The sequence below is a fragment of the Paenibacillus sp. FSL R10-2748 genome, assembly GCF_038005565.1.
Classification (GTDB): domain Bacteria; phylum Bacillota; class Bacilli; order Paenibacillales; family Paenibacillaceae; genus Paenibacillus; species Paenibacillus polymyxa_B.
Map to the genome: position 1 here is coordinate 77,908 of NZ_JBBOTK010000001.1, position 23,609 is coordinate 101,516.

Below are 23,609 nucleotides of genomic sequence, written 5' to 3' on the forward strand. Positions count from 1 at the left end.
TTTTGTTTCCTCAGAGACGTAGTCGCGGTTATATTCCGTTTAACATTCAATTTAACTATATAAAACTATTCGTTATTACCTCTACGTACTCCTCTGTTCTTCTCAAAAAAGTAGCTATGATAAAACAAAAAAAACGAAGAAAGCAGAGTGCTTCACTTCGTTATTAAAAATTTCTATATCTAAAACCTATTTAATGCTGCCATGATTGTTGCTAACAATACTAGGGTATAGTATGTTTAGGGTGAAGTTACTATTTTAAAAATGTGCATAACTCGCTTGAATTTGCTTTTCCAACTTAATGCGTTCTAACTTTAGCTCCCAAATCTGTTCGCTCCACGAGTTTCGATCCGCCGCGTTATTACTATTTCGTAAGAGATCAAACAACCTCAGCAATTCATCGTTAATCTGATCAAAATGCCGCCACAGCGTATTAATCTCAGAATCTTTAGTCTCTTTGCCATTCTCCAGCAATTGATGCCGCAGGGCTTCTTTGAGCTCCTGTTGCCACTCTATATCGTTCAATTGTTTCGCATAATTAAGAAGATCCAGATAGTCATCTACCTGCAGGTAACTGCGTGTTTTTATCTGTTTCATAGGGTCTCTCTCCTTATGGCTCAATCTATTACCAAGTATTATACTCGGTTATTAAGGGAAAGCAATACTTTATTCTACAATACACAAAAAAAGAGGCAGCCTCAGCTACCTCTCTTGAACATTACGATTATTTTCTTACAATGCTGCCTGCAAATCTTCGATCAAATCTTCCAGATCTTCAATCCCAACCGAAATCCGCACCAAACCTTCGGTAATACCTAGCTCTGCACGACGTTCTACTGGAATAGAGGCGTGCGTCATACGTGCCGGAACACTAATCAGACTTTCAACCGCTCCCAAGCTTTCAGCCAGTGTAAAATATTTCACCTTTTTCAGAAGTGCAACCGCGTTAGCGTCGCTACCTACATCAAAGGAAATGATGCCGCCAAAGCCTTCGGCCTGGATTTTGGACAGTTCATGCTGTGCATGGCTTTCCAGTCCAGGATAGTACACTTTGCTAACCTTCGGATGTTTTTCCAAAAAGGCTGCAATTTCCTTTGCATTTTGCTCAATCGCTTCCATACGCAGACCCAATGTTTTAATACCTCGGATCAATAACCAAGAATCTTGCGGGCCGAGAATAGCACCAATGGCGTTTTGCAGAAAATGAAGTTGTTCTCCCAGCTCGTCGCTGTTCACAACAGCCAGACCGGCTACAACATCGCTATGGCCGCCCAAATACTTGGTAGCAGAGTGAATGACGATATCAGCCCCAAGTGTAATTGGCGTCTGCCAATAAGGGGTAGCAAATGTGTTGTCGACGATCAATAAAAGATCATGTTTTTTTACAAGCTCCGAAACAGCGCGGATATCCGTAACCTTCAAAAGCGGGTTCGTTGGCGTTTCGACATACAATGCCTTCGTATTCGGACGAATTGCTTTGGAGATGGCTTCCAGGTCAGTCGTATCCACAAATGTGGACTCAATTCCGATACGGCTGAGGACTTTGCTTACAATACGGTAGGTGCCTCCGTATACATCATCGGTCAGCAAAATATGATCCCCTGCATTAAACAGTGAAAATACCGCATGGATTGCTGCCATACCCGAACCGAAAGCAAAACCACGCTTTCCTTCCTCCAGATCCTTAATCAGCTCCTCCAGAGCAAACCGGGTCGGATTGCCTGTACGCGAATATTCGTATCCCTTATGGACGCCAATTTCCTCTTGCTCATAAGTGCTTACCTGATAAATAGGAACGTTAACCGCGCCTGTATGGGGATCGGTAGGAAGCCCGCCGTGAATCAGTTTTGTTTTGCGTTTCATTTTATATCCCGCCTTCATATATTTTTTTGCTCAGATAACGTTCGCTGCTATCCGGGAAAATGGTAACAATATGTGCGCCATCCGGTGCATTTTCGGCTTCCAGTAAAGCGGCATGTAAAGCAGACCCTGAAGAACTGCCAACGAGAAGACCTTCACGTGCAGCCAGTTCCTTGACACGGTCAAAAGCATCAACATCGCTAATGGTGTGAATGGCATTAAAATATCCTTTATCCACAAATTCAGGGATTAATTCCATGCCAATTCCTTCCGTTTTATGTGGACCTGACTCGCCGCCATTCAAAATGGACCCTTCCGGCTCCACGATGACCGTTTTAAGGGCTGCATTTTGTTCCTTAAGATAACGCGAGGTTCCCATAAACGTTCCCCCCGAGCCTGCACCTGCCACAAATACGTCCACTTTGCCGTCCAGATCGTTCCATATTTCAGGTCCCATTGTCGTATAATATGCCTCGGGATTATCCGGATTACTGAATTGCCGTGGCAAGTATGCATCTTTTATTTCAGCAGCCAATTCTTTTGTTTTTTCGATAGCTCCTTTCATCCCCTCACTTGTCGGGGTATGAACGATGCGTGCTCCCAATGCCTTCATCAGGTCCTGCTTCTCTTGGCTGAACTTCTCAGGCACAGCAAAAATAACCGAGATATTATAATGAAGCGCCGCCATCGCAAGACCAATACCTGCGTTGCCTGCTGTTGCTTCAATTAATGTCCCACCTGGCTTCAGCTGACCTGTTTTTAATGCTTTTTCAATTAGAGCCTTACCTACCCGATCCTTTACGCTGCCGCCGGGATTCATAAACTCCAGCTTCGCAAACAGGCGAATTCCTCTCGGTAGAGAATAGCTGCTCAGCTCCACTAATGGCGTACGTCCGATGAGTTCAAGGGTATTTTGATATACATTCATAATTTCAAGCTCCTTTTAATGGCGAATCCAAAATAAACCAATGGTCAAAAATTAACGCCTATTGTCGGAGAAGTTCGCTATCATCTCCGAGAAAACACAGTAATACGGTAAGTATTGATGCAATAAGATTTTATGTGTATTTGAAGCTTTTGTCAAATGGACCAGTCACAATACCCACACACCCTGCCTGCTTGCTCGATATGATAGAGAAGATGTCACAAAATATCCCCGTGCAACATAAGAAGGAGTTCATATATGGGAAAGCAATTTCTGAAGATAGCTGCCGTATATTTTGCCCTCAGTGTGCTGCTTAGTGTAATTATTGGCGTGTCGGGTGATTACAGTCTGTCCAATGTTCAGTCTCATATCCATTTGTTAGGTTGGATTGCACTTGGAATTATAGGTCTGATCTATGTGACCTTTCCTGCACTTTCAGTTACTATTCTGGCACATATCCATTTTTGGATGCATAATATCGGTCTGCCTGTGTTGATATTGGCGATTATAGGTGAAATTTACGAGGTTCCAGAGGCTGGAGTGTGGATCACCATAGGGTGGGTGTTACTCGCGGGGGGGACTGTGCTGTTTATGGTGAATGTGTGGGATAGACTGCGCTAGAGCAAATAAGTTCTCTTCATTTGACCATAAAAAAAGGAGCCTGATCATGTCAGGACTCCTTGATATCTTCATTATATGTTAGCTATACACCAGCTGTGCTAGCTAAGTGTTCTATACTGTTACTTCACTGTTTCATCCTGTACATGTTCTTTACAGAAGTTCTCAACAGCTTGCAGCTCATCATCTTCAAGTTCAAGATCAATGTAACTATTCGTTACTTTTTCAATTAATTCATACTTTAGCAGTCCCGTCTTTTCTTCGTCTACTAAATAAAGACAACGGATATACAGTCCGTTTTCAGTGTATAGCTCGTCGTCCTCCTCTACCTCTACATCAATGATAAATTCATAACGCTGTCCAGTCAAAATACCAAAAGCATCTTTAATCTGATCTACTGTGTACGTTGTAAAATTCAACATGTTTTTATTCCCTCCGGGTTTCCTTCAATTACGGTGCATTCTACGCCCGCAGGCAGTAGTTGTTCAACTTGTGTGCGTACTTCTTGACGTCTCAAATCCTGGCCCATGATGGATATCCAGCCTCGATCATTACGCGAGCGAATTAAACGCCCTATGCCTTGTCTGAGTCTAAGTGCCATGTGAGGCATATCTATCTGAATAAACGGATCTGCTGCATCCTTGCGCAGAGCCGTAAAAACCGGATCATTCGGAGGAAATGGCAGTGACCAGATAATGACGTGCGACAGAGAAGGTCCAGGAATATCCAATCCTTCCCATAATGTAACAGCGCACAACACACTTTCCTCATCATTCTGAAAAGCTGAGATCAGATGGCTGATTTCAGCCGAACCTTCGTACAGAAAACGATAGGCTGATGCCTCCGGGTAAGCAACGAGATCCTTCTTGAATGCAGCCAGTTCCTCCTGTGAAGGAAACAGGATAAGCGCTCTTCCCTGCGATTTCTCCAGCAGTGTCAGCGCTCTCTGGATTGGATCATGCCCCACTTGCAACGGGTACAGTGCAGCTTGCATCTGATCGCTGTAGTCATAAGGTGAAGCAACAGAAAACGTTAGCGGATTTTCAATACCGAGACTCTGTGCCATATAGTCAAAAGAGCTCTCTACGGAAAGCGTAGCTGAAGAGAATACGATTGGTATATGCTGCGCAAATACTCGTTCTTTGAGAATCTCTTTTACCATCTTCGGCATAACCACAAGCGTTAACCCATCCTGATCCTCCATCACCCACGAAATGAGAAGTTCAGGACGCTTAAACAAAGCCAATGCGGTTTGAATCATTTCCAAATGTTCTTCCACAATTTTGACTTGATACTCATCCAAAGAGAATAGCCCGCTTTCAAATACAAGCTCTTCTTCGATCGTGCCGATCAATTCACCAAAGCGGTTTACCTCTCGAATCAGCGACTCATTCAGGATGAACTCCTTGCGATTAGAACCCTGTACAGGCTGACTGTTCTTATCAAGCGCAGCGAACAAAACCTCACTTTGGGAGATCGCATCTTCGATCGTCATTGCCAAAGATTCTCGCACTTCCCCCTCGAGAAGTCGGGTAATAATAGACTCAAACTGAGCGTGCTTAAGCTTGTAGGTAAGTGCATTTTGTGCCGCTGTCTCCAGCAGATGCCCTTCGTCAAAGACGACAGAGCTGTGCTCCGGCAGCAACGGCAGCTGACCCTCGCGCTTTCTCGCTTCGTAGGTCCATACATGCTCCATATAAAAGTCATGAGAGCAAATGACCAGATCTGCCGCTTTGCGGTAATGATCACGAGACAACGTCTGACCGCAACGATGGCGCTGATGGCAAACGAGACAGTCTTGAAATACATCCCATCCGAGTCTGCTCCACTGTCCATCTGTTAGCTCGGGATACTCCTTCCGATTTCCGTAAGGAGTGAAGGACTGTAACGTATCTGGAAAATGAACAAAATCCGGCAGTTCCTGATAAATATCACGGAAAACATCTGCGTCCTCATCCAGTCCGCCTCGCACCTCATCCAGCTTATTCAGGCAAATATACTGATCCGGCGACTTCCCCAATCTGGCATCAATCGTCAGACTCAAATGCCGTGCCAGCTTGGCGATATCCCCTTCCGGCTTTACCAATTGTTCAATTAACGATTCATCCGCACAGGCGATAATCGCCGGTTTTCTCATGTATCGAGCATATGCAATAGCGTACAGCAGGTATACCAGCGTTTTACCAGTGCCCACACCTGCTTCTGCAAAAATGGTCTTTTTTTCCTTATAGGCACGTTCTAGCTGGAATGCCATATAAATTTGTTCATCCCGAACCTCAAAGCCGACTTCAGGCAAAACTTCATAAAATACATCCGCAATCCAGTCACTTGCCTGCTCAATAAACGGCTTGGACGGATCAAAGGCAAAAGGGTAAGTAGTCAATCGGGCTGTGCCTCCAATTCGTTCATAATGTGCATCCTTTCATTATAACGCAAAACAAGCTAAAAAGAACATGAAAACTGTAAGAACAGCTTACATTTTTTATTTCGCCATGAAATTCTATAAATAAAGGACATCAGGGTTCGTTTGTGTGAGTACGCTACGAGGAGGATTTGGCGAAGGATTTGGTGGAGAAAGCTTGATAAGAGATAGGTTAAGCAAGGGAATTATTCATAGCATAATGAGAAAACAAAGAAACCAGCTAATGCTTTCAGGCACTGGCTGGTTCCATGTTTACTTTTGCTTCATCAAATCTGGAATTTGTTCAAGAAGCCGTTCTCTCGTGATGGCATCATCAAAATTCCATGAGCTGTCGAGTGTATATACCCGTTTGTTTTGAACCGCGGGAATGGTCTTCCATATTTCACTGTTCATCAGATTATTAGTAACTGCAACTGTTTCTTTACTCTGATCCGACAGAATAAATAGTTCATCCCCGATAAATGCAGGAAGCACCTCGTTAGAAATGGTAGCAAAGCGCTCTTTTTTATCAATCAGGTCTGTTTGTACCTTGGGAGCCGGTTTAAAGCCAAGCACATCATACAAGGACACGGATGCACCCTGATGTCCCATAACATACAGGTTCTTCCCCATAACTAACAACACCGTCGCTGTCTCTCCTGGCTTAATGTCAACATCCAGCTTGGCCTTCATTTGTTTGGCCTTCTCGTCATATAAGGTTTTGAATTGGTCTGCCTCTTTAGTTTTTCCAAGAAGTTTACCTAGCTCCTGCATACGTTCAAAAGTTGCCTGGTCGGAATGAAGAGCCACGGTAGGTGCAATTTTAGCTAACGTATCAATCGCCTTTTCATCCCAATTGTCGTGAAGAATAAGGTCCGGTTTCAGCATCGTCACTTTTTCCAGATTCACTGGGTAGCCTACATCGGTAATATCCTTGGTAAGGTCCGCATACACAATTTGTGACTGAATGACACTCAGACTCGCACCTGCTGGACGTACACCCAAGGCAAGCAAATCCCCCGGATCACTGCCTACATAAACGATCCGCTGTGGATTTACCGGAATCGTTACTTTACGTTTTTGAGAGTCTGTATATTCTCGGGTGGTCGGCGTTGTTGATGCCTCTTCCTTTTGAACCGTGCTGTTTGCAGCCTGTCCTGCTGTAGGGGAAGTTTGGGCAACATTTCCTTGAGAGCTACAAGCTGATAGTACAACGGCTATAATGAGCAGTACTCCCGCCAGTATAGGGAGTTTGGTCGATTTTTTTACATGTAGCATATGGATGTATCCTCCAAGTTATATAGTCTATAGAAAATGATAATCATTATCATTCACTTAATATTACATAATAGACCCATCTTCTGCAACGGAAATTTCCTTAATTCATGATATTTGAAGCTACTGGAGTGAAGGACAATTGCTGCTCATGTGCTGCAACTCCTTTTTATTCACAACAAAGGTGTTGGTACAAAGATCGTGGAGTCCCTGTTTTTTGGCAGTAAAAGCAACCACAATATAAATAATATGAGCAATTACAAAAGAAATGGCTTTAATCCAATAACGTCCTGAGGCATGTAAGAATCCAAGACGCTTTCCTTCCTTGTCTACAACAATTAAAGAGAACACCAGCTTACCCGGTGTTGCTCTTACCTTCGATGATTCCCATAACACACAGTACAACCATGGCACTACGAGCCATAAGATCAGCGGCCACAACATAAGCAGTACTTGTATGAAACCCGTCTCCTTTATGCCCAGAAGATCTGGGATAATGTAAATTGCGCCCCCTACTAAAAGGACTATGGCAGTAAGGATGATCAGATCAATCACAAACGCTGCCGTTCTTATCCAAAATCCTCCGTATATTCTTTTTGTACAATCACTTGTTGCTGTCATGATATGTATAACTCCTTTTGCAAATGAGATTTAAAATCCAGTTTATTCCTTTACACAAAAAGATATCATACGGTTACCCACCTATATTGTCAATTTACGAGTAAATGCTCTTAAACAAGTAAAAGGACCTATTTCCATGCATCAAAATGAAAATTTTCATAGGAGTTAAGAGCTTATATCAATGATTTTTCTCTGATTGGGTACAAAATAAGCTCAGCCACAATCTCTTAACCCCCTATAAGTAGTACTTTGGCATCGAAATAAATCCAGCCTTTTCATGCATAAAAAAACAGCGTATATGTAAATGAAATTACACACACGCTGCTTCACAATTCATTCCGTAAATCTGACAAACGACCGTATGATTAAAATGAGTTCGTTCTTGCACGCTTATACACTATATTTTTTTGCATTCAACACTAAACAAACCTTCTTCTCCGCGCAGCTTTGCCAATGCCTCGACAAAGAAATAATCGCCATAGATAATGGGAACGTTGATGTATTTTTGCTCAGGATAATGTACAGTCCCGTTCATCAGCAATCCCTCATGCTCCTCGCCCCACGCCGTACACGTATGATGCAAGCCCTCGAGGATAGATGCTGCAGCTTCTGTAAAATGCTCTGCACGCGTCGAATATTTTGCCAGCTCCAGCAAACCACTGGCCGCAATTGCCGCCGCCGATGAATCCCATGCCCCGCGGTGCTCTTCTTCTGCTCTAAAATCCCACACAGGCAGGCAAGCATCGCCCAGCTGGGACAGGAAAAAGTCAGCCGTGTTCTCGGCCACCTTCAAATAACGCGAATCGCGCGTGTACCCATACGAAAGCGTAAAACCATACAAAGCCCAAGCCGTGCCACGTGCCCAGGCAGAACCGGGAGCAAATCCCTGTCCACCATGCTCGGCGACCTTTTTTCCAATCTCCGGATCGAATTCGATCACATGTGCGATAGAGCCATCCGAACGGACAAATTCACGTGCTACGGTATCTGCATGCTGCACAGCGAGAGCGGCAAAACGCGGATCTCCGCTTTCCTCCGAAGCCCAATAAAGCAGGGGTAGATTCATCATACTGTCTATAATCGCAACGCCCCGGGTATCCATGTCCTTCGAGGGGAAGTTCCACGCACGAATAAAACGGCCATTCACGTTAAAACGGGCAGCCAGCAGATTGGCAGCCAATAACCCACGTCTTCTGGACTCAGAATCTCCGTTCAATCGGTGGGCGGCCACGCCGCTGAGCAGCCAAATAAAGCCAAGATCATGGTCTACAGCTTCGCTATTATAGAGTATTTTTTCCAAACGACCCTCGCACCGCTGTGCAATCCCGGCAGCCACACTGTCAGGACGCGCCCGATTGGCTAGCCATAGCAGTCCCGGATAAAAGCCTGCTGTCCACCACGCTTCTTCACGATTATCATAACGTCCACCCTCTGCAACATGTGGAAAAGCGTCCCCCAGTCTTGCCGCCAAGGCAAGCGTTTTATCCAAAGCCAGCTCCCACGATTGCTCCAGCCACGCTTCTGCTTTCGTCATTTCTTTTTCCTCTCCTTTTTCCACATGTTAAACCATATTTATGGCTCCAGCTCTATCTATTCAGGTAACCGAATGATAAAGGAAATGCGATTACCTTCACATTCCAGACGCGCTCCCTTAAGTAAACCATTCCGACAGGCCACAGAAGCTAATTCTTCCGGCCAGACCACATTCGTTCCTTCCGTCGTCGGGATGACTTCAAGGCTTGCACCTGCGTATTCTACTCGAATGCTTTCCGTTTCTTTCCCAGCTGACATGACATGATGAATAACACTGCGCTCCCGACCGTCGTACGCCATTAGGGGAATAAGTGCCCCTACATTCTGAATATTGCCTTGAAGCTCATACGCCACTTCAATTTTGCCGGGTACCTGACGATAATGCGTTCGGATTTCCCTCACTCCCGGGAATGGGCCTTCCCACAGGAGTGTAAAATCCGTTGCTCCGTCAGACGCTGAGCTTTGTTCCATCTGTACGGTTCCTCCACCATCCTGCGGGTCAATCCCTCCATCCCGGTCGAACTCCAGTGTACCGGGAATGCCCTCCGACAAGCTGTGCCACTTTCCGTCCTCCGTTTGCCAGGCCGGGGTATAGCTCAACGGGAAAATATCTCCCTCCGCGAAGCCTGTAAAGCCGCGGTCTGCATGACCTGCTGAGGACGGACCGATCAGCGACGGCAGCGCAGACTGCTGAATACGCACGATGCCCGGAATATTGTACGGGTCGTTGACCGATGTTTGCACAAGCATTTGCTGCCCGTCTACGGCTGCAATGACAGTCTGGAACCAGCCATCCGTTGCCAACACCCGGCTGCCGATCTCCGCCGGGATGAAGGTTGGGGAAATGCGATCCATCTCCTCCCCATGTAGAAGGGTGTGGGCCAGCACAGCCGCCGTCCACAGACTGTAGCAGGTATGATTCGAGTACACCTCAAAGCCATGCCGTGCCTCGGGCGAATAATGGTTGCGGACGATATGCAGCTTTCCTTCATCCGTCTGCCAGCGGCTAATCGCTTGCCAGCATAGATCTGCTGCCCGTCGGAACGCACCTGCGAGCCCATGCTCTCCTGCTGTAAAAGCCTGCTGTGCATGTGTTGTAAAGACAAAGGCCGCCGCCGATTCGTTCCACTGATGCTGGGCGCTTCTTCCACGCGGCGGAATTTCCCCGTGCGGGGATAGCGCCAGTAATGTGCTGAGCGCCCCCTTGCGAAGGTGGTCACGCAGTTCGAGTGCGCAGCTGCCATCATATCCGTTCTCCAGCATCACGCCCAGATGAAAACGTGTAACGATATCGTAGGCAAATGGGCTATTGGGCCGATCCAACGGACCATCCTGATACAGGCCCAACCCGGTAAAACGAGGCAAATGGTAGCTGCGGATATACGTCTCCATCCATTCCGAATCGGCTGCAATTCCTTCCGTTGCACGCAAAAACTCGCCGGAAATCATAATCGCATTCCAGTTGATCATCCGGTTCGGATTTTTCATTTTGCTCATCGTAAAAATGTAGGTCTGCTCCGGCTGAATTCTGCTCAGTTGCTGCTTCCATGCCATGGCTTGTTCTGGCAGCAGATTTTTAAGGAGCCGATACGCTCCCATCATCATAATTGGAAAAAAGTCTGGGTGGTGATCTGGCGCTTTTTCCTCCACTACACAAGCTATGCTATGCGTCAAGGCCGCAGCAGCAGATTCCAGTAAATCATGCCGACCTTCTTTGACCAACACCGCCGCAGCCAACGCATAGGAGGGGGTGGAGTAGTACCGTTCACTTTCAGAATGGGGGTCAATGATAGCTCCGGTTTCGTCCTGATGCAGGGCATATGCGCGAACCAGCTTTTCCAGCACAGCCAGCTTATGTTGGTGAGTCCAACCGTCATTCACTCGATTTGGCGCGCTTTCCACCTGTTCTATAAATCTCTCCAGCTCCGTCTGCCAAGGGTACACGCTGCCTGTCTGCAGCTTATTCATCCTGTCTGCCTCCCATTCAAAATGAAAATTAATGTATGGTAAAAAACAGATTACAATCTACGCTTGCAGAACCATTCCATTGATTGGAGTCCAGTTGCAGCGATGTTTTATAAAACACAAAAGGAACTCCGTCATGATCTATGTGCTTCACAGCCTCCAACCCCGCCCACAGCACGCTGGCATCATAATCTAACCTGACCCCTGCGTTCGCTCCCTTCCATTCCACGAAGCCTGCTCCCAGATTAGGCTGAATACGACTGATCAAAAGCTCCTCCACATCCCGTGACTTCATGCTCACGCCAGACGTTTCAAACTCAAAATGATCTGTGACGGTAAGCCTTGCCCCCTCGTTTCCCTCCAGCACATTCCATGTAAAGGAGCGGGTGAAGACTGCCAATTCTTCTACAGGATAAGCAGATGTCAAATCAAGCTTAAGCCTTGTGCCCGTCTGTACCTCCTCCTGCTCATCCAAAGCAATATCCAGCACAGCCGCCTTTGCCTGTGCGCCCGATTGCTGCATAGTCCCATTGATGACAGGCACGGAATGACCGCCGGAGGAGATATTAATAATCGACTCTCGTCCCGATGAAAAATAGGCTTTCGTGTACAAGCCTGCTCCCAGATCGCACAATATATTTTCGCCACCGCCATGAAGGATGAAATGTCCAAGATCGTTATGATTGTGCGGTTCATTGTTATGCCCAGCCTTCGCTGAAAATGCAAGCATGACACCTGATTCACCCTTTTGGCTTTCGGGTCCACTATGGCTGGAACTGCAGCTGCGGCACATCAGCCAACCGAGTTGCGGCAAATAATTGGTAACGGTCTCACCGCTCCCGAATGCCAGAGGATTCGTCCAGACCAAGTTGCGCAATACATGAGCCCAGCGGCGACAGGGGTCTTCCAACAGACCAGGTACGCGGAAAGGGAGTGTAGATGGTCCTCCTTGCAAAGAATTCAAATGAGAAATGAGTCCGGAAGGCAATCGTTCCGTTTCACTACTGTCCGAATAATTAGCGAAAATACCATCCGACAGATGAACCCGCTCTGCAAAGGCTGCGATTTGCCTAACCTTTTCCGAGTTCAGAATATCCACAGCTCCCTCGGTAAACTCACGCAGCATATCGGCAAAATAAGTGAAATAACCAAAGCCGTACACCCAGTAACCTACTCCTTCGGGACATCCCCCGTCCTCTCTGTAGCCTGCCAAAAAACAATCCAGCGCGCCCAGCATACTCTCGATGGCTACCGCTCTGGAAAAGTCGTCTTCTACCAGCAGCAATGCTGCAATTCCGCAACCGGAAGCACATACTGCCGACCAATTATGATCTGCGGTTTCCCATCCAAAATGACGAGGCTTCCAAAAAACGGGTTCCAGCACACGACGTTCAATCTCTTCGTGCACCTGAGCGACCACATGGCTAGCCAGTTGTTCTCCTAGCAGCAATAAAATTTCAACCAGCGTTTGTGCTGTTTCGGACGCGAATAAATCCACCTGCTGCCAAGGCGGTGTTACTGTGTCCTCTTCATTGACATGTGCAGGAAGCGCCCATGTGTACTTGCTACATATGTCCAGCAGACCGCTTTCCACCTCTTTCATCTTTCGAGGCTCCGGCTTGACAACAGCTTCAAGCACTATAGCAACCAGTCGTCCACGCCGTTCAAAGTACACATCCTCATACGGCTTGCGCTCTCCTGTATTAGTAAATTCCCGAAACAGAGACAACGGCAGTTCAGGCCATGATGTTTCCCGATTATCTTTACAGACACGCACAATATCCATCCAAAGTTCGGCGTATATCGGCTCAGAGACAGTCGTCCGCAGCCTTTTTGTCCAATTACTCCTTAACCGTTGCCTTGCTGAATCCTGCATGCCGCCAGCCAGCGCCTTAACGAGCCGCGAAGCAGGCCAAGCCTCCCTCAGAAGACTCATTTGCATTTCCTCCCCATGAGAAGCATTTGTTTCACCTTCTTTTTTGTTAACGCTTTCATTGTATCTAACAATCATCCTAAATTCAAAGGGGTAGTAAAACAATTGAGAAAAAGTAAAAGAACCTCCATGCCCCGTTGCTGTGGTCATGGAAGTTCTTATTTTACACTATTGCCAATCCCCGTCCAGATTCGCTTTGATCATTTTTTCTAAACTGTGGGTTTCTCTTGTTTCCACTTTCTAATCCCGTCATCTTCCAGAATACCCAATGCTGCATCTGAGATATTAGGATCACGTAGCAAAGCGTCCTCGACTCTAAATTTAATATCGTCAGCATCTGCCAGCGTCATGCCCGGTGTAAGCTCAATCAACCCTTCCACGTGATAGTAGCGTCCCTCCTGTAAAATACGCATTTGATAAATATCCGTTACATGTGTATCTGCTAGAATAATGGAAGCCACACGTTCTTCGATATCAGGAGGAGCAGATACACCAATCAAGCCTACCATGTTGTCGTAACCGACCCGGAAAGCAACACCGACCATCAGACAACCGATGAGTATACTCGAAATTCCGTCCAGCAGTTTAAAATCTGTCAGCGATGTGACCACCACTGCTAGCAGAGCAAGTACTCCACCCGTTGTTGCTACCAGATCCTCATAAAATACCAGACGAGTTGGCGGTGCAGCACGCCCCACATGGCGGAACGCAGTGGTGAAAATGCTTAGCCCCTTCGCTTCTACTCTGGATTCATGCAGCACTTCTTTCATCGCTTTGCTCCATACAAATCCGTCCACCACTAGTGACAAAATCAGCACTACTACATTAATCCAAAATCCATGTGTAGATTCAGCTGGATGCTGCAGCAAATGAATGCCTTCCAATGCGGTTTCATAGGCCATAATCGTTACAACAATAACGGCAACCATACAAAACAGGTTAATCACTCGTCCAAAGCCGGTAGGAAAGCGTTTTGTCGGTTTTTTCTCTGCCAGTACACTGCCCGCGAATACAAACATTTGATTCACTGCATCCGCAATGGAATGCATCATCGTAGCAAACATAGAGCCGCTGCCTGTCAAGGCAAAAGCAATCCCCTTAATCAGAGCAATGCCGGTATTACCTAACGCCGCCGAGCCCGAGGATTTGTTTCCTTTTTTGACCATACTCCAAAAGGAGTCCTCTCTCTGTTTCACTTCCATCTTGTAGCTCCTCCTGAGGTATACATAATCTGATATATCCACATTATGTAATCGTTTGTTATGTATATTTTTAACCCGTCCATATTCTACCTAACCATCTGAGGAGAATCAATACAAACGATAATATTTTCCATGGAAAAGGAATGCCCCATGTCCCCCTACGACATGAAGCATTCCCGTTACAACCTTCTATCAGACATACCCTCAGGTTAACAACACAGATAATCTCCATGCGCTGACGATCGACATAAGTGCCTGTTTACCAGCTTGATTTCGTAATTCCTGGAATTTGGCCTTTATGTGCCAACTCGCGGAACGCGATACGAGACAGCTTGAATTTGCGCAAGTATCCTCTAGGTCTGCCTGTCAGCTCGCAACGGCTTTTCAGGCGGGTTGGAGATGAGTCACGCGGAAGCTTTTGCAAAGCTTCGTAGTCCCCTTTTGCTTTCAATTCACGTCTCAGGTCCGCATATTTAGCTACAATATCCTGGCGTTTCTTCTCTTTTACGACTTTTGACTTCTTGGCCATGTAAAGCTCCTCCTTGTGATATATGCCAATCATGAAGGTTCACCATCACTACCGCGAGAATGATGAACACGGATATGGACATGATTTTATACCTTAAATAGTAATCATTACTATTACTATTTAATATAACGCTGCTCCAGGTGTGTTGTCAACCCAAGCGGTTTGAATCACGACATTAAAAAGCCGTTGAAACAGCAGCCCCCTTCACTCTTGTGAACGGTCTGCCGTTTCAACGGCTTTAAAATTTGCTGACTGACTTTGTTCATTCAGCCAAATGGCAAGCTACCCAGTGATCTGGACGAGCCTCACGATAGAGTGGAATCTCTTTGGAGCAACGGTCGATTGCAAAGGGGCAGCGAGTATGGAACTTGCAGCCCGAAGGCGGATTAACCGGACTTGGAATATCCCCCTTGAGCAAAATACGTTCTCTCTTCAGCTTCGGCACCGGAATAGGTACAGCCGACAGCAACGCCTTCGTATACGGATGCAACGGATTCCCGAATAGCTCGTCACGCGATGCCGTTTCGACCATGGAGCCTAAATACATCACGCCAATACGGGAACACAAATGTTCCACCACGCTCAAATCATGCGAGATGAACAAATATGTCAGACCCCGTTCGGCCTGCAATTTGGCGAATAGGTTAATAATCTGCGCCTGTATGGACACATCCAGCGCTGATACCGGCTCATCAGCGATAATTAGATCCGGCTGAAGCGCCAGCGCTCGGGCAATGCCGATCCGTTGGCGTTGACCTCCCGAAAATTCATGGGGAAAACGGTCGATATGATACTCTGACAATCCACATAGCTTGAGCACGTCCAGCACAATCTGCCGGACCTCCTCCTTCGTTGCTATACCGTGATCCAGTAGCGCCTCACCAATGGCATCACCAATCCGTACACGCGGATTCAGCGAGCTATATGGGTCTTGAAAGATCAGCTGAATTTTGGGACGAAGTTCCTGCATCCCTTTGGCTGACAAGCTGTGTAGATCCACCCCTTTGTATTTTACGGTACCGTCCGTTTTATCCGTCAATTTAACAATCGTGCGGCCCACCGTGCTTTTACCACTCCCCGATTCCCCTACCAATCCGAAGGTTTCACCCTGACGGATCGTAAAGCTGATATCGTCTACCGCCCGCACATGTCCTGAAGTACGGTTCATAAATCCGGACTTCACCGGAAAGTACGTTTTTAAGCGGTCTATTTCCAACAACGGCTCAGCCATGAACAACCGCCTCCTCATATAACCAGCAGGATGCTTTCTGCTGAGCTGAAACTTCTTTTAATGTAGGCTCCTTTACACGACAAATGTCCATGCACTGCCCACAGCGGTCATGAAAATAACAGGAAGTCGTCAGCTCCAGCGGATTAGGTACCTGCCCGGGAATGGAATACAGTTCCTCTTGGCGCTGATTAAGCACCGGTTTGGATTTTAGTAACCCTTGTGTATAAGGATGCTTGGGATGATTAAACAGCTGTACCACTTCGCCTTCCTCGACGATCTTGCCTGCATACATCACAATGACGTAATCAGCCATTTCGGCGACAACACCCAAATCATGGGTGATTAGCATGAGCGACATATTGGATTGGGCTTTAAATTCACGCAGCATATCGAGGATTTGCGCCTGAATCGTTACATCCAGAGCGGTGGTTGGCTCATCCGCGATAAGCAGCTTGGGACCACAAGAAACAGCAATTGCAATCATAATTCGCTGCAGCATCCCCCCGCTCAGCTCATGCGGATAACTTTTTAAAATCTGCTCCGGCCGGGATATACCGACCTGTTCGATCAGCTCCAGTGCTCGCTTACGAGCTTCCTTACGACCCATTTTCAAATGCTCAATCAGTGGTTCGGATAGCTGTTCACCAATGGTCATGACCGGATTCAATGAAGACATCGGCTCCTGAAAGATCATGGATATTTCATGTCCGCGAATCGTGCGCATCTCATTTCTGCTAAGCTCTAGCAGATCGGTTTCCTCAAAGCGGATGCTTCCGCCTGCCACTTTACCACCGGGACTCTGGATCAGACCCATGATGGACATCGCGGTAATACTTTTGCCGCATCCCGATTCACCGACAATGCATACCGTTTCCCCTGGCTTCACACGGAAGCTGATATCATCCACCGCTTTAACCGTTCCTTCTTCTGTATAAAAATGAGTACTTAAATGTTCAATAGAAAGTAAATTGTCCATGGTGTATGATCACCTACCTCTTATGTTTCGGGTCAAGTACATCCCTCAGCCCGTCACCAAAAATATTAATAGCGATGACTGTAGCAAAAATAGACAGTCCTGGCGGTATCCACAACCACGGTCGTTGCTGAAAATCCAGCACATTGTTAGCGGCATCAATCATGTTGCCCCAAGTCGGTGTTGTGGGCAGCACGCCAAGGCCAAAGAAGCTGAGCACAGATTCACTCAGGATGGCTCCGCCAATATTCAATGTAGCGATAACGATCAACAACGGTAAAATATTCGGCAGTAGATGCTTGAACAGCTTTCGACGATTCGAGAGTCCCAGTACCGTCGCGGCTTGCATAAATTCACGTTCCCGCAAACTAAGCATCTGGCCCCTCACCATCCGTGCAATCCCCGGCCAGTTGACCAGACTAAGCATCAGCATGACGATATACATCCGTTGGTCGGGTGGAACCTTCCAGTCAGATAGCAGCGCGCCCATAATAAATAGCAGGGGCAAACTGGGAATCGTCAGCAGCAAATCAGCAACGCGCATAATGATTTGATCTGCAATCCCGCGAAAATATGCGGATATGACCCCCAGCGTAGCTCCCAAAAAGACAGACAACACCATAGAAGCCAAACCCACAGTAAGAGAAATTTGACCTGCCTGCATCACACGTGTCAGCACATCCCGCCCCAGCTTGTCTGTTCCTAACCAGTGATGGATATTTGGCGCCTTGTTCATCATTAATATATTTGTTTTATTATCGGAATAAGGAGAAAATAACGGACCGATAAAACAGAGCAAAAACATAAATACCACGACAAGCAGACCAGCCATAGCAAGCTTGTTTCTGAACAGCTGCCGGAGCGCTTGCTGCCACATTGAAGATTTAACAGTTGTTCGCAGTCTGCCGCTGCTCTTGCTCAAATTACTGCTCACGGATGACATTCCTTAGCCCCCTCCTTACACTTTCACACGCGGGTCCGCGATGCGATACAAAATATCGGACAACAGTGTCCCGATAACGCTCAATATGGCAATTAGCATCGTAAAGCCCATAAGTAGCGGATAATCCCGGAGCGAAAAGGATTGCATGTACAACTGACCGATTCCCGGCCAATTAAAAATCTTTTCAATAATCAGGGACCCGCCAAACAGCGCAGGTAATTCGAAGCCAACGAGCGTAATGGCAGGCAGCAATGCATTTCTCAATGCGTGCGTAAAAAGTACCTTTCTTTCCTTTAAGCCCTTTGCACGGGCTGTGCGTATATAATCCTGCTGGATCACGTCGATCATATTGCTACGGAAGTAGCGGGTCAACGACCCCAGTCCCAGCAGCGTCATAACGATCACTGGCAAGGTCATATGCTGGAGAACCTCCTTCACATACTCCATACCTGTAGCGTTACTCCCCGTATTAAGCATGCCACCGGGTGGCAACCACTTCAGGTCAACCGCTGCGATTTTAATCAGATACAACCCGATAAAAAATGAGGGCACAGACATGGCAGCGAAAATCACCACCATTACCAAAGTATCAAACCATGAATACTGCTTATAAGCAGCAACCACACCGATAATGACCGCGATAAACCAGGTCAGGAAGGTCGATACAACGGCCAGCAAAAACGAGTTCCAGATATACTCATTAAATAAGGTCAGCACCGGCTTCTGCTGGGCAAGCGAATAACCAAAATTTCCATGCAGCGCATTGCCCAGCCAATTTCCATAGCGTTCAAGAATAGGCTTATTCAGGCCGTAAATTTCCCTCAGCTCCGCCTTTCTCTCTGGCGACAGCTTCAGATTGCCGCTAATGAAATCTCCCGGTGTCATGGCATACAGGAAAAAAATCATCATCGAAGCGGCCAACAAAATAATAACCATATACGTCAGTCTTTTCGTTAAAAACGAGCTCATGACAGACTCCTTTCAATTCAAGGTCAGGCTACTCATTACGTTTCCCCTATTTGGGAGGCCCCTTGATCCGAACCTGATGTTCTTCACAAGGGGCCCGCAAATGTGGCTTATTTAAGGGACCATTCGAACAGATTACCAGACAAGCCAATGAACGGACTGACCTTTACATGTTCCATCCGACCATTGTAGGCATACACCGTCTTCTTATAGTTGGTAAAAATTACGGGCAGTTCATCGTTTAGCAGCACATATAATTCTTGATATATTTTCTTGCGTTCTTCCATATTCGTCGTAGACAAGCCTTTTTCATATAGCTCTTTTACCTTTGGATTGTTATATCCCTTGACTTCTCCATTGACGAATTGCTCGATTCCATCTGATGGATCTGTCAGCATGCCTGTCGAAAAGGCGGCAAGATCATAATCTTTACCTTCTACTTTGGCGACCATTGCATTAAAGTCTGCAAAGATTTCCGGCTGTAGGTCAACGCCAATCGCTTTGTAATTTTCAGCCGCAAGCGCAATAAAGGTATCTGTTTCTGGACGTTTAGAGGTCAGCAGGTGAATGGTCAGCTTCTGACCGTTTTTCTCACGGATGCCGTCACTACCTTCTGCCCAGCCCGCTTCATCCAGCAGCTTTTTCGCTTGCTCTGGGTCGTAGTTATATGGATTGATTCCATCGGTCGTGTAAGACCAGAATATTGGGGAAGCTGGAATATTTGCGACCGCCCCTGCTCCCTGTGCTGCGTCGACATAAATGCTTTTCCGATCCAGTCCATAGGTCAATGCTTGACGAACCTTTTTATCCTTAAGCTTTTCATTTTCAAGATTTACTTGCAAATATCCATAAGTGCTAGGGGTATACGGCAAAATGTTTAAAAAGCCAAGCCCTTTTAGTTTGTCGATATTTTCCTGAGTTGCGGTGAATTGAGCAAAATCGGTATCGCCTGTTTCTATGAATTGCCAAGCGTCGCCTTCTGCTGTTTTGTAAATGAAATGCTGTGTTTTCGGTTTGCCTTTGAAAAAGTGATCATTCGCCTCCAGACGAACTTCTTGCCCTGGAATGAACTTTTCCAACTTATAAGCCCCATTTCCCAGAGGGCTACTATGTAAATTTTTAAAATAATCCAGCTGTCCGAACTTGTAATCCTTGCCGTAGTAGGCTTTGGACAGTACATAGTCACCCAGAATCGGCAGAGCCAGCGCGTTTGGTTTTTCTAACGTCGCAGAAATGGTCTGCGCATCAATCACCTTGATTCCTTCAATTTGTTTTGCCTTGCCTTCCGTATAGTCTTTGCCGCCTTTAATGTTCAGCTTTCGGATTTGGCTGTCACCAGGATAGGCTTTGTCATAGATCAACGTCCAGGTAAAAGCGACATCCTCTGCTGTCAAAGGAGAGCCATCACTGAATTTTGTACCGGGAACCAGATGAAACGTGTACGTTAGATTATCCTTAGAAATATCCCAGCTCTTAGCCAGATTGGGCAGCGGAAGCCCCTTCTCGTCTACCGTGACCAGCGGAGTCCACAACTGCGAAATCACGTTGCCGTCATAGCCGCTTTGGTTAAAATACGGAGTAAACACCCCGGCTGGGTCAGTCAGACCAACAATAATCGTGTCGCTTCTCTTTTTGGACACTTCCGGCAATTTGGATAAATCTGAAGCTTGTACCAGACTTGTTAATGGCTGCGCTGTAGCGGCTGTCTGTGCGACATCACTATTTTGCGAAGTAGCATCATTAGCGCTATCTGATCCACCACTAGAGCAAGCTGCTAATAAGGTAGAACTTGCCAGAAATAGACTGCTGAGTAGAATAATTCCCTTTTTCAAAATAATCCCCCCGAGTTAATTTAGTAAATTCCGATCGAACAAGTTGTAATTAATAAGATAAATCTCATTATAGGAATCTATTCCGGTTCTGTAAAGAGAGAACTCCATTTTTTATGTAAAAAAATAGACGTCATCTCATCTGGATTCCAAATGATCGACGTCTATTTGTTTAAAGTGTTAAAGTCTAACTGGTGAGTGCAGCCTAATTTCGCTCCATATAGCCCAGGATGCTCCGATGCATTTCATCCACAGCCGAAAGCCGTGCGCTATAGCCGAGCAATGTTTCACCATCAAAATGTGCATGGATGAAGCCAGAGGCCCGGAGCTTAAAAATATGGTCGTGGGTGATTCCCTTGGACAGCTTGAGATGACGGACAATCTCAATAAAGGTTCGTGGAGACTGGCTTTGGTACAAATATTTTAAAATCTTAAGCCTGCTCTTCTCCCCCAAACTTCGGATCATTCGATATTCCTGTGGGGATAAAAAATCGTCCTCCTGAACATAAATCCCTGCCGAATAATGGCACAACAGGAGCGACCCAAATCGATAAATGATATTAATCGGCTGAAAATGGTATTGAGGCACCAGCAACACCCGTGTCAGCCCTTCGGAAGGCTCGAACCGGAAGCCATTAGTGGTACGATCCACCCACTCCATAGAGCTATGTAAGCCCTTCTCCTTATTTCTCCGTTCAGCTTCCTGTTCCAGACCGCTTAGAATACTTGTATCCACATGGCGAAAATACTCCTCGTCCCAGCCAGATAGCAGTTGCAAAGCAAGTTTACGAAGCTTCTCCATATCGTCAGGCAGCGGGACCCCAAAGGCTGATGCCTGTTCATTTAATTGCTGTACAGCCCGGTTCTCCAGACGGTCTACGACCTCTTCAACGTTCCCCTGATCAGAAAGCATACAGACGAGTCCATAAATAACCTTCCAATCTGCATTGATTTCCATGGACTCCAGCAATTTAGACAAACCTGGAGACAGCGTTCTACGCACTTGCTCCGCCCACCCGGCTGATAAATCGGTCTTCTTGTAAGCCTTGCGGCAAATAAAGGTGTGTAAGCTGCTGAGCAGCTCAAACACCGGTCCATATGCTACATGTACATCGTAAGGAGCATTCACGTCGTGACTCATCGCTTTCTGTCCTCTTTTCTTTCATGTCTGATGTCCATTATACATACTATCGTACACCCGTTCATTCTTAGTGATCCATTCATACGAGAATTTAGCAAAACACTGATACAAATATGAAGGAAACAAGCATCATAATCAAGACGAAAAAAAAGCCTGATCTCATCAGACTCTAACTGTTCAGGTTGTCTCCCACAAATATCGCAGGAGACAACCTTTGGACAAATAATATGATGTTTAAAGTTTGTTAGCTGCTACTTTCCACTCTAATATTCCTGTGGATTCTGAACCTTTGGATACCATTTCAATTCTTAATTTCGTTGTTTTTACAGGCGTAAAAGTGGTCGTATTATACTGGTCTGCCGAAGTACCCAATCCATTAGCCTGCTTGACATTGGACCAGCTACGACCATTCCAATACTTAATCTTGTAAGATTTAGGAACATCAACGCCAGCGCCATCTTTGAACCAATATACATCCGTTTGGGATACCGTATATTCTTGATCAAAATCATATTGAACCCATTGTGTACCCGTCTCAGGCCAATTGCCGTACACGGCATGACTTCGATCATTAGAGCTGGTTGGATCAAATCCATCATGGAGTGCGCTTATATCTTCCCAAGGTGAAGTATAGGAAGTGCTGACCGTTGCAGCTGGCGCAATGTTTACGTTTTCATCAGGTGATGTATCGATAGGACCCTCATTACCTCTAGTCGTATTAGGGAAACGGGAAGTATCTTTTTTGAGCTGACTCCAGGTATAACGCAGCATCCAGATATCCCAGTCTGTGATATGATCGGAATCACCAGCCCACATAATGGTGTTGGTTGGGAATCCACCCGGTGGACGCTCGTGTTCTTCATAAAAATCAGTTAAGCCAAATCCATGCCCAATTTCATGTTCCGTGATTTCAATCTCATCCGAGTTTAAAGTGCTAAAAAGGTAATCATCATTCACACGTTGGCCCCAATCCTGACCGGTTCCTCCTACAAAATTTTCGGTTACCCACAAATACATATCAAAGCGTTTATCATATCCACCCGGATACGAATAGTATGGGTCCCAATAGTGCTCATATCTGGACAAGGCTGCCGGCGCAACCGGGAGTACAGCGGGAATTTCAGGTTTTTCGGAAGCTAACTCATCTGTAGTCGTATCCGTATAAACGACCTCGTCAGGTTGCTTGTCCAGTAATAGTGAAGGATCAGCAACAGCCCAGCCTACTACTTTTACTTTAATATCCTGATAGGGCCAGCCATCATATCCTTTGAGATGCTCCGTCCAATGATTCATCTGGCGACCTAGCATTCTAGCAATATCTTGGCGTTGTTGCAGTGTAACGGGCTTAGAAGATTGCCAGCGCACAACGTAATTGAGTGACCCTTTTCCCGCATCAATTTGATCAAAAATCGTGTTATTACGAGCAGTCGAGCCTTCAGTCAACATCCTATTCTTCCAAACCCATTCCACTGAGGATTTGAGATAGGGCGGCATATCAGCCAATGTCGAATCACCTGTTGCCGCAACCACAGAACTCCCGTTTAGATGAGAATCCGCTAATACAAAACTAGCGTTTCCCATCAGTAATGAACCAGCAATGACTACTGAAAAAGAAGCCGCCATCATTCCTTTTTTCTTCAACATTCGTCGTTTCCCTCCATCTCATT

At 46.3% G+C, this 23,609-nt stretch carries 20 protein-coding genes; 1 reads left to right on the plus strand and 19 read right to left on the minus strand.

Annotated features, from left to right (window positions below; translation table 11 throughout):
* Positions 1–255: 255 nt before the first annotated feature.
* The 3 genes from NSS66_RS00355 to NSS66_RS00365 all read right to left on the minus strand — a co-directional run bounded on the left by NSS66_RS00355 (position 256) and on the right by NSS66_RS00365 (position 2,785).
* Positions 256–594, minus strand: coding sequence for a hypothetical protein (locus NSS66_RS00355; protein WP_023988379.1), 339 nt, complete (start codon positions 592–594; stop codon positions 256–258).
* Between the two features lie 135 nt (positions 595–729).
* Complete coding sequence (locus NSS66_RS00360; RefSeq protein WP_025724184.1) at positions 730–1,860, minus strand: bifunctional cystathionine gamma-lyase/homocysteine desulfhydrase; 1,131 nt, start codon at positions 1,858–1,860, stop codon at positions 730–732.
* A 1-nt stretch (position 1,861) separates the two neighbouring features.
* Positions 1,862–2,785 (minus strand): PLP-dependent cysteine synthase family protein, encoded by a 924-nt coding sequence (locus NSS66_RS00365; RefSeq protein WP_053325324.1) that lies wholly within the window; start codon positions 2,783–2,785, stop codon positions 1,862–1,864.
* Between the two features lie 255 nt (positions 2,786–3,040).
* On the opposite strand from NSS66_RS00365, the gene NSS66_RS00370 reads away from it, so the two are divergent.
* Positions 3,041–3,403, plus strand: a complete 363-nt coding sequence (locus NSS66_RS00370) for a hypothetical protein (RefSeq protein WP_068940772.1) — start codon at positions 3,041–3,043, stop codon at positions 3,401–3,403.
* Positions 3,404–3,522: 119 nt separating this feature from the next.
* Here NSS66_RS00370 and NSS66_RS00375 read toward each other — a convergent pair whose 3' ends face one another.
* From NSS66_RS00375 to NSS66_RS00450, 16 genes are all read right to left on the minus strand, one after another.
* A complete protein-coding gene (locus NSS66_RS00375) occupies positions 3,523–3,822 on the minus strand; it encodes a DUF6509 family protein (protein WP_023988376.1) in 300 nt (99 codons plus the stop codon).
* Complete coding sequence (locus tag NSS66_RS00380; RefSeq protein ID WP_023988375.1) at positions 3,816–5,783, minus strand: ATP-dependent DNA helicase; 1,968 nt, start codon at positions 5,781–5,783, stop codon at positions 3,816–3,818. The genes NSS66_RS00375 and NSS66_RS00380 overlap by 7 nt, the downstream gene beginning before the upstream one ends.
* Before the next feature lie 291 nt (positions 5,784–6,074).
* Positions 6,075–7,079 (minus strand): ABC transporter substrate-binding protein, encoded by a 1,005-nt coding sequence (locus tag NSS66_RS00385; RefSeq protein WP_023988374.1) that lies wholly within the window; start codon positions 7,077–7,079, stop codon positions 6,075–6,077.
* 120 nt (positions 7,080–7,199) lie between these two features.
* Positions 7,200–7,697, minus strand: coding sequence for an RDD family protein (locus tag NSS66_RS00390; RefSeq protein WP_023988373.1), 498 nt, complete (start codon positions 7,695–7,697; stop codon positions 7,200–7,202).
* A 397-nt stretch (positions 7,698–8,094) separates the two neighbouring features.
* Complete coding sequence (locus NSS66_RS00395) at positions 8,095–9,231, minus strand: glycosyl hydrolase (protein WP_340958210.1); 1,137 nt, start codon at positions 9,229–9,231, stop codon at positions 8,095–8,097.
* 56 nt (positions 9,232–9,287) lie between these two features.
* Positions 9,288–11,198, minus strand: a complete 1,911-nt coding sequence (locus NSS66_RS00400; RefSeq protein WP_340958211.1) for a glycosyl hydrolase — start codon at positions 11,196–11,198, stop codon at positions 9,288–9,290.
* A 28-nt stretch (positions 11,199–11,226) separates the two neighbouring features.
* The gene (locus NSS66_RS00405) at positions 11,227–13,131 is read right to left on the minus strand and encodes a heparinase II/III domain-containing protein (protein WP_340958213.1); all 1,905 of its coding nucleotides are present in this window, start codon (positions 13,129–13,131) and stop codon (positions 11,227–11,229) included.
* 206 nt (positions 13,132–13,337) lie between these two features.
* Positions 13,338–14,330 (minus strand): cation diffusion facilitator family transporter, encoded by a 993-nt coding sequence (locus NSS66_RS00410; RefSeq protein ID WP_023988369.1) that lies wholly within the window; start codon positions 14,328–14,330, stop codon positions 13,338–13,340.
* 259 nt (positions 14,331–14,589) lie between these two features.
* Positions 14,590–14,859, minus strand: a complete 270-nt coding sequence (gene rpsN / locus NSS66_RS00415) for a 30S ribosomal protein S14 (RefSeq protein ID WP_023988368.1) — start codon at positions 14,857–14,859, stop codon at positions 14,590–14,592.
* A 262-nt stretch (positions 14,860–15,121) separates the two neighbouring features.
* On the minus strand, positions 15,122–16,090 hold the full coding sequence (locus NSS66_RS00420; RefSeq protein ID WP_340958217.1) for an ABC transporter ATP-binding protein: 969 nt from the start codon (positions 16,088–16,090) through the stop codon (positions 15,122–15,124).
* Positions 16,083–17,066 carry an ABC transporter ATP-binding protein gene (locus NSS66_RS00425; protein ID WP_023988366.1) on the minus strand — a complete coding sequence of 328 codons (984 nt, stop codon included), beginning with the start codon at positions 17,064–17,066 and terminating at the stop codon, positions 16,083–16,085. The genes NSS66_RS00420 and NSS66_RS00425 overlap by 8 nt, the downstream gene beginning before the upstream one ends.
* A gap of 13 nt (positions 17,067–17,079) precedes the next feature.
* Positions 17,080–18,006: an oligopeptide ABC transporter permease gene (gene opp4C / locus NSS66_RS00430; protein ID WP_023988365.1), complete on the minus strand. Its 927-nt coding sequence runs from the start codon at positions 18,004–18,006 to the stop codon at positions 17,080–17,082.
* Positions 18,007–18,021: 15 nt separating this feature from the next.
* Positions 18,022–18,975, minus strand: a complete 954-nt coding sequence (locus NSS66_RS00435; RefSeq protein WP_023988364.1) for an ABC transporter permease — start codon at positions 18,973–18,975, stop codon at positions 18,022–18,024.
* A gap of 107 nt (positions 18,976–19,082) precedes the next feature.
* Positions 19,083–20,804: an ABC transporter substrate-binding protein gene (locus NSS66_RS00440; protein WP_209435658.1), complete on the minus strand. Its 1,722-nt coding sequence runs from the start codon at positions 20,802–20,804 to the stop codon at positions 19,083–19,085.
* 202 nt (positions 20,805–21,006) lie between these two features.
* Positions 21,007–21,942: an ArsR family transcriptional regulator gene (locus NSS66_RS00445; protein WP_279830658.1), complete on the minus strand. Its 936-nt coding sequence runs from the start codon at positions 21,940–21,942 to the stop codon at positions 21,007–21,009.
* Positions 21,943–22,176: 234 nt separating this feature from the next.
* Positions 22,177–23,586, minus strand: coding sequence for a discoidin domain-containing protein (locus NSS66_RS00450; protein WP_340958225.1), 1,410 nt, complete (start codon positions 23,584–23,586; stop codon positions 22,177–22,179).
* Positions 23,587–23,609: the final 23 nt, after the last annotated feature.

Coding starts and splice junctions, on each gene's coding strand:
- NSS66_RS00355 (WP_023988379.1), bottom strand. CDS start 594: ATGAAACAGATAAAAACACGCAGTTACCTGCAGGTAGATGACTATCTG.
- NSS66_RS00360 (WP_025724184.1), bottom strand. CDS start 1,860: ATGAAACGCAAAACAAAACTGATTCACGGCGGGCTTCCTACCGATCCC.
- NSS66_RS00365 (WP_053325324.1), bottom strand. CDS start 2,785: ATGAATGTATATCAAAATACCCTTGAACTCATCGGACGTACGCCATTA.
- NSS66_RS00370 (WP_068940772.1), top strand. CDS start 3,041: ATGGGAAAGCAATTTCTGAAGATAGCTGCCGTATATTTTGCCCTCAGT.
- NSS66_RS00375 (WP_023988376.1), bottom strand. CDS start 3,822: ATGTTGAATTTTACAACGTACACAGTAGATCAGATTAAAGATGCTTTT.
- NSS66_RS00385 (WP_023988374.1), bottom strand. CDS start 7,079: ATGCTACATGTAAAAAAATCGACCAAACTCCCTATACTGGCGGGAGTA.
- NSS66_RS00390 (WP_023988373.1), bottom strand. CDS start 7,697: ATGACAGCAACAAGTGATTGTACAAAAAGAATATACGGAGGATTTTGG.
- NSS66_RS00395 (WP_340958210.1), bottom strand. CDS start 9,231: ATGACGAAAGCAGAAGCGTGGCTGGAGCAATCGTGGGAGCTGGCTTTG.
- NSS66_RS00400 (WP_340958211.1), bottom strand. CDS start 11,198: ATGAATAAGCTGCAGACAGGCAGCGTGTACCCTTGGCAGACGGAGCTG.
- NSS66_RS00405 (WP_340958213.1), bottom strand. CDS start 13,131: ATGAGTCTTCTGAGGGAGGCTTGGCCTGCTTCGCGGCTCGTTAAGGCG.
- NSS66_RS00410 (WP_023988369.1), bottom strand. CDS start 14,330: ATGGAAGTGAAACAGAGAGAGGACTCCTTTTGGAGTATGGTCAAAAAA.
- rpsN (WP_023988368.1), bottom strand. CDS start 14,859: ATGGCCAAGAAGTCAAAAGTCGTAAAAGAGAAGAAACGCCAGGATATT.
- NSS66_RS00420 (WP_340958217.1), bottom strand. CDS start 16,090: ATGGCTGAGCCGTTGTTGGAAATAGACCGCTTAAAAACGTACTTTCCG.
- NSS66_RS00425 (WP_023988366.1), bottom strand. CDS start 17,066: ATGGACAATTTACTTTCTATTGAACATTTAAGTACTCATTTTTATACA.
- opp4C (WP_023988365.1), bottom strand. CDS start 18,006: ATGTCATCCGTGAGCAGTAATTTGAGCAAGAGCAGCGGCAGACTGCGA.
- NSS66_RS00435 (WP_023988364.1), bottom strand. CDS start 18,975: ATGAGCTCGTTTTTAACGAAAAGACTGACGTATATGGTTATTATTTTG.
- NSS66_RS00445 (WP_279830658.1), bottom strand. CDS start 21,942: ATGAGTCACGACGTGAATGCTCCTTACGATGTACATGTAGCATATGGA.
- NSS66_RS00450 (WP_340958225.1), bottom strand. CDS start 23,586: ATGTTGAAGAAAAAAGGAATGATGGCGGCTTCTTTTTCAGTAGTCATT.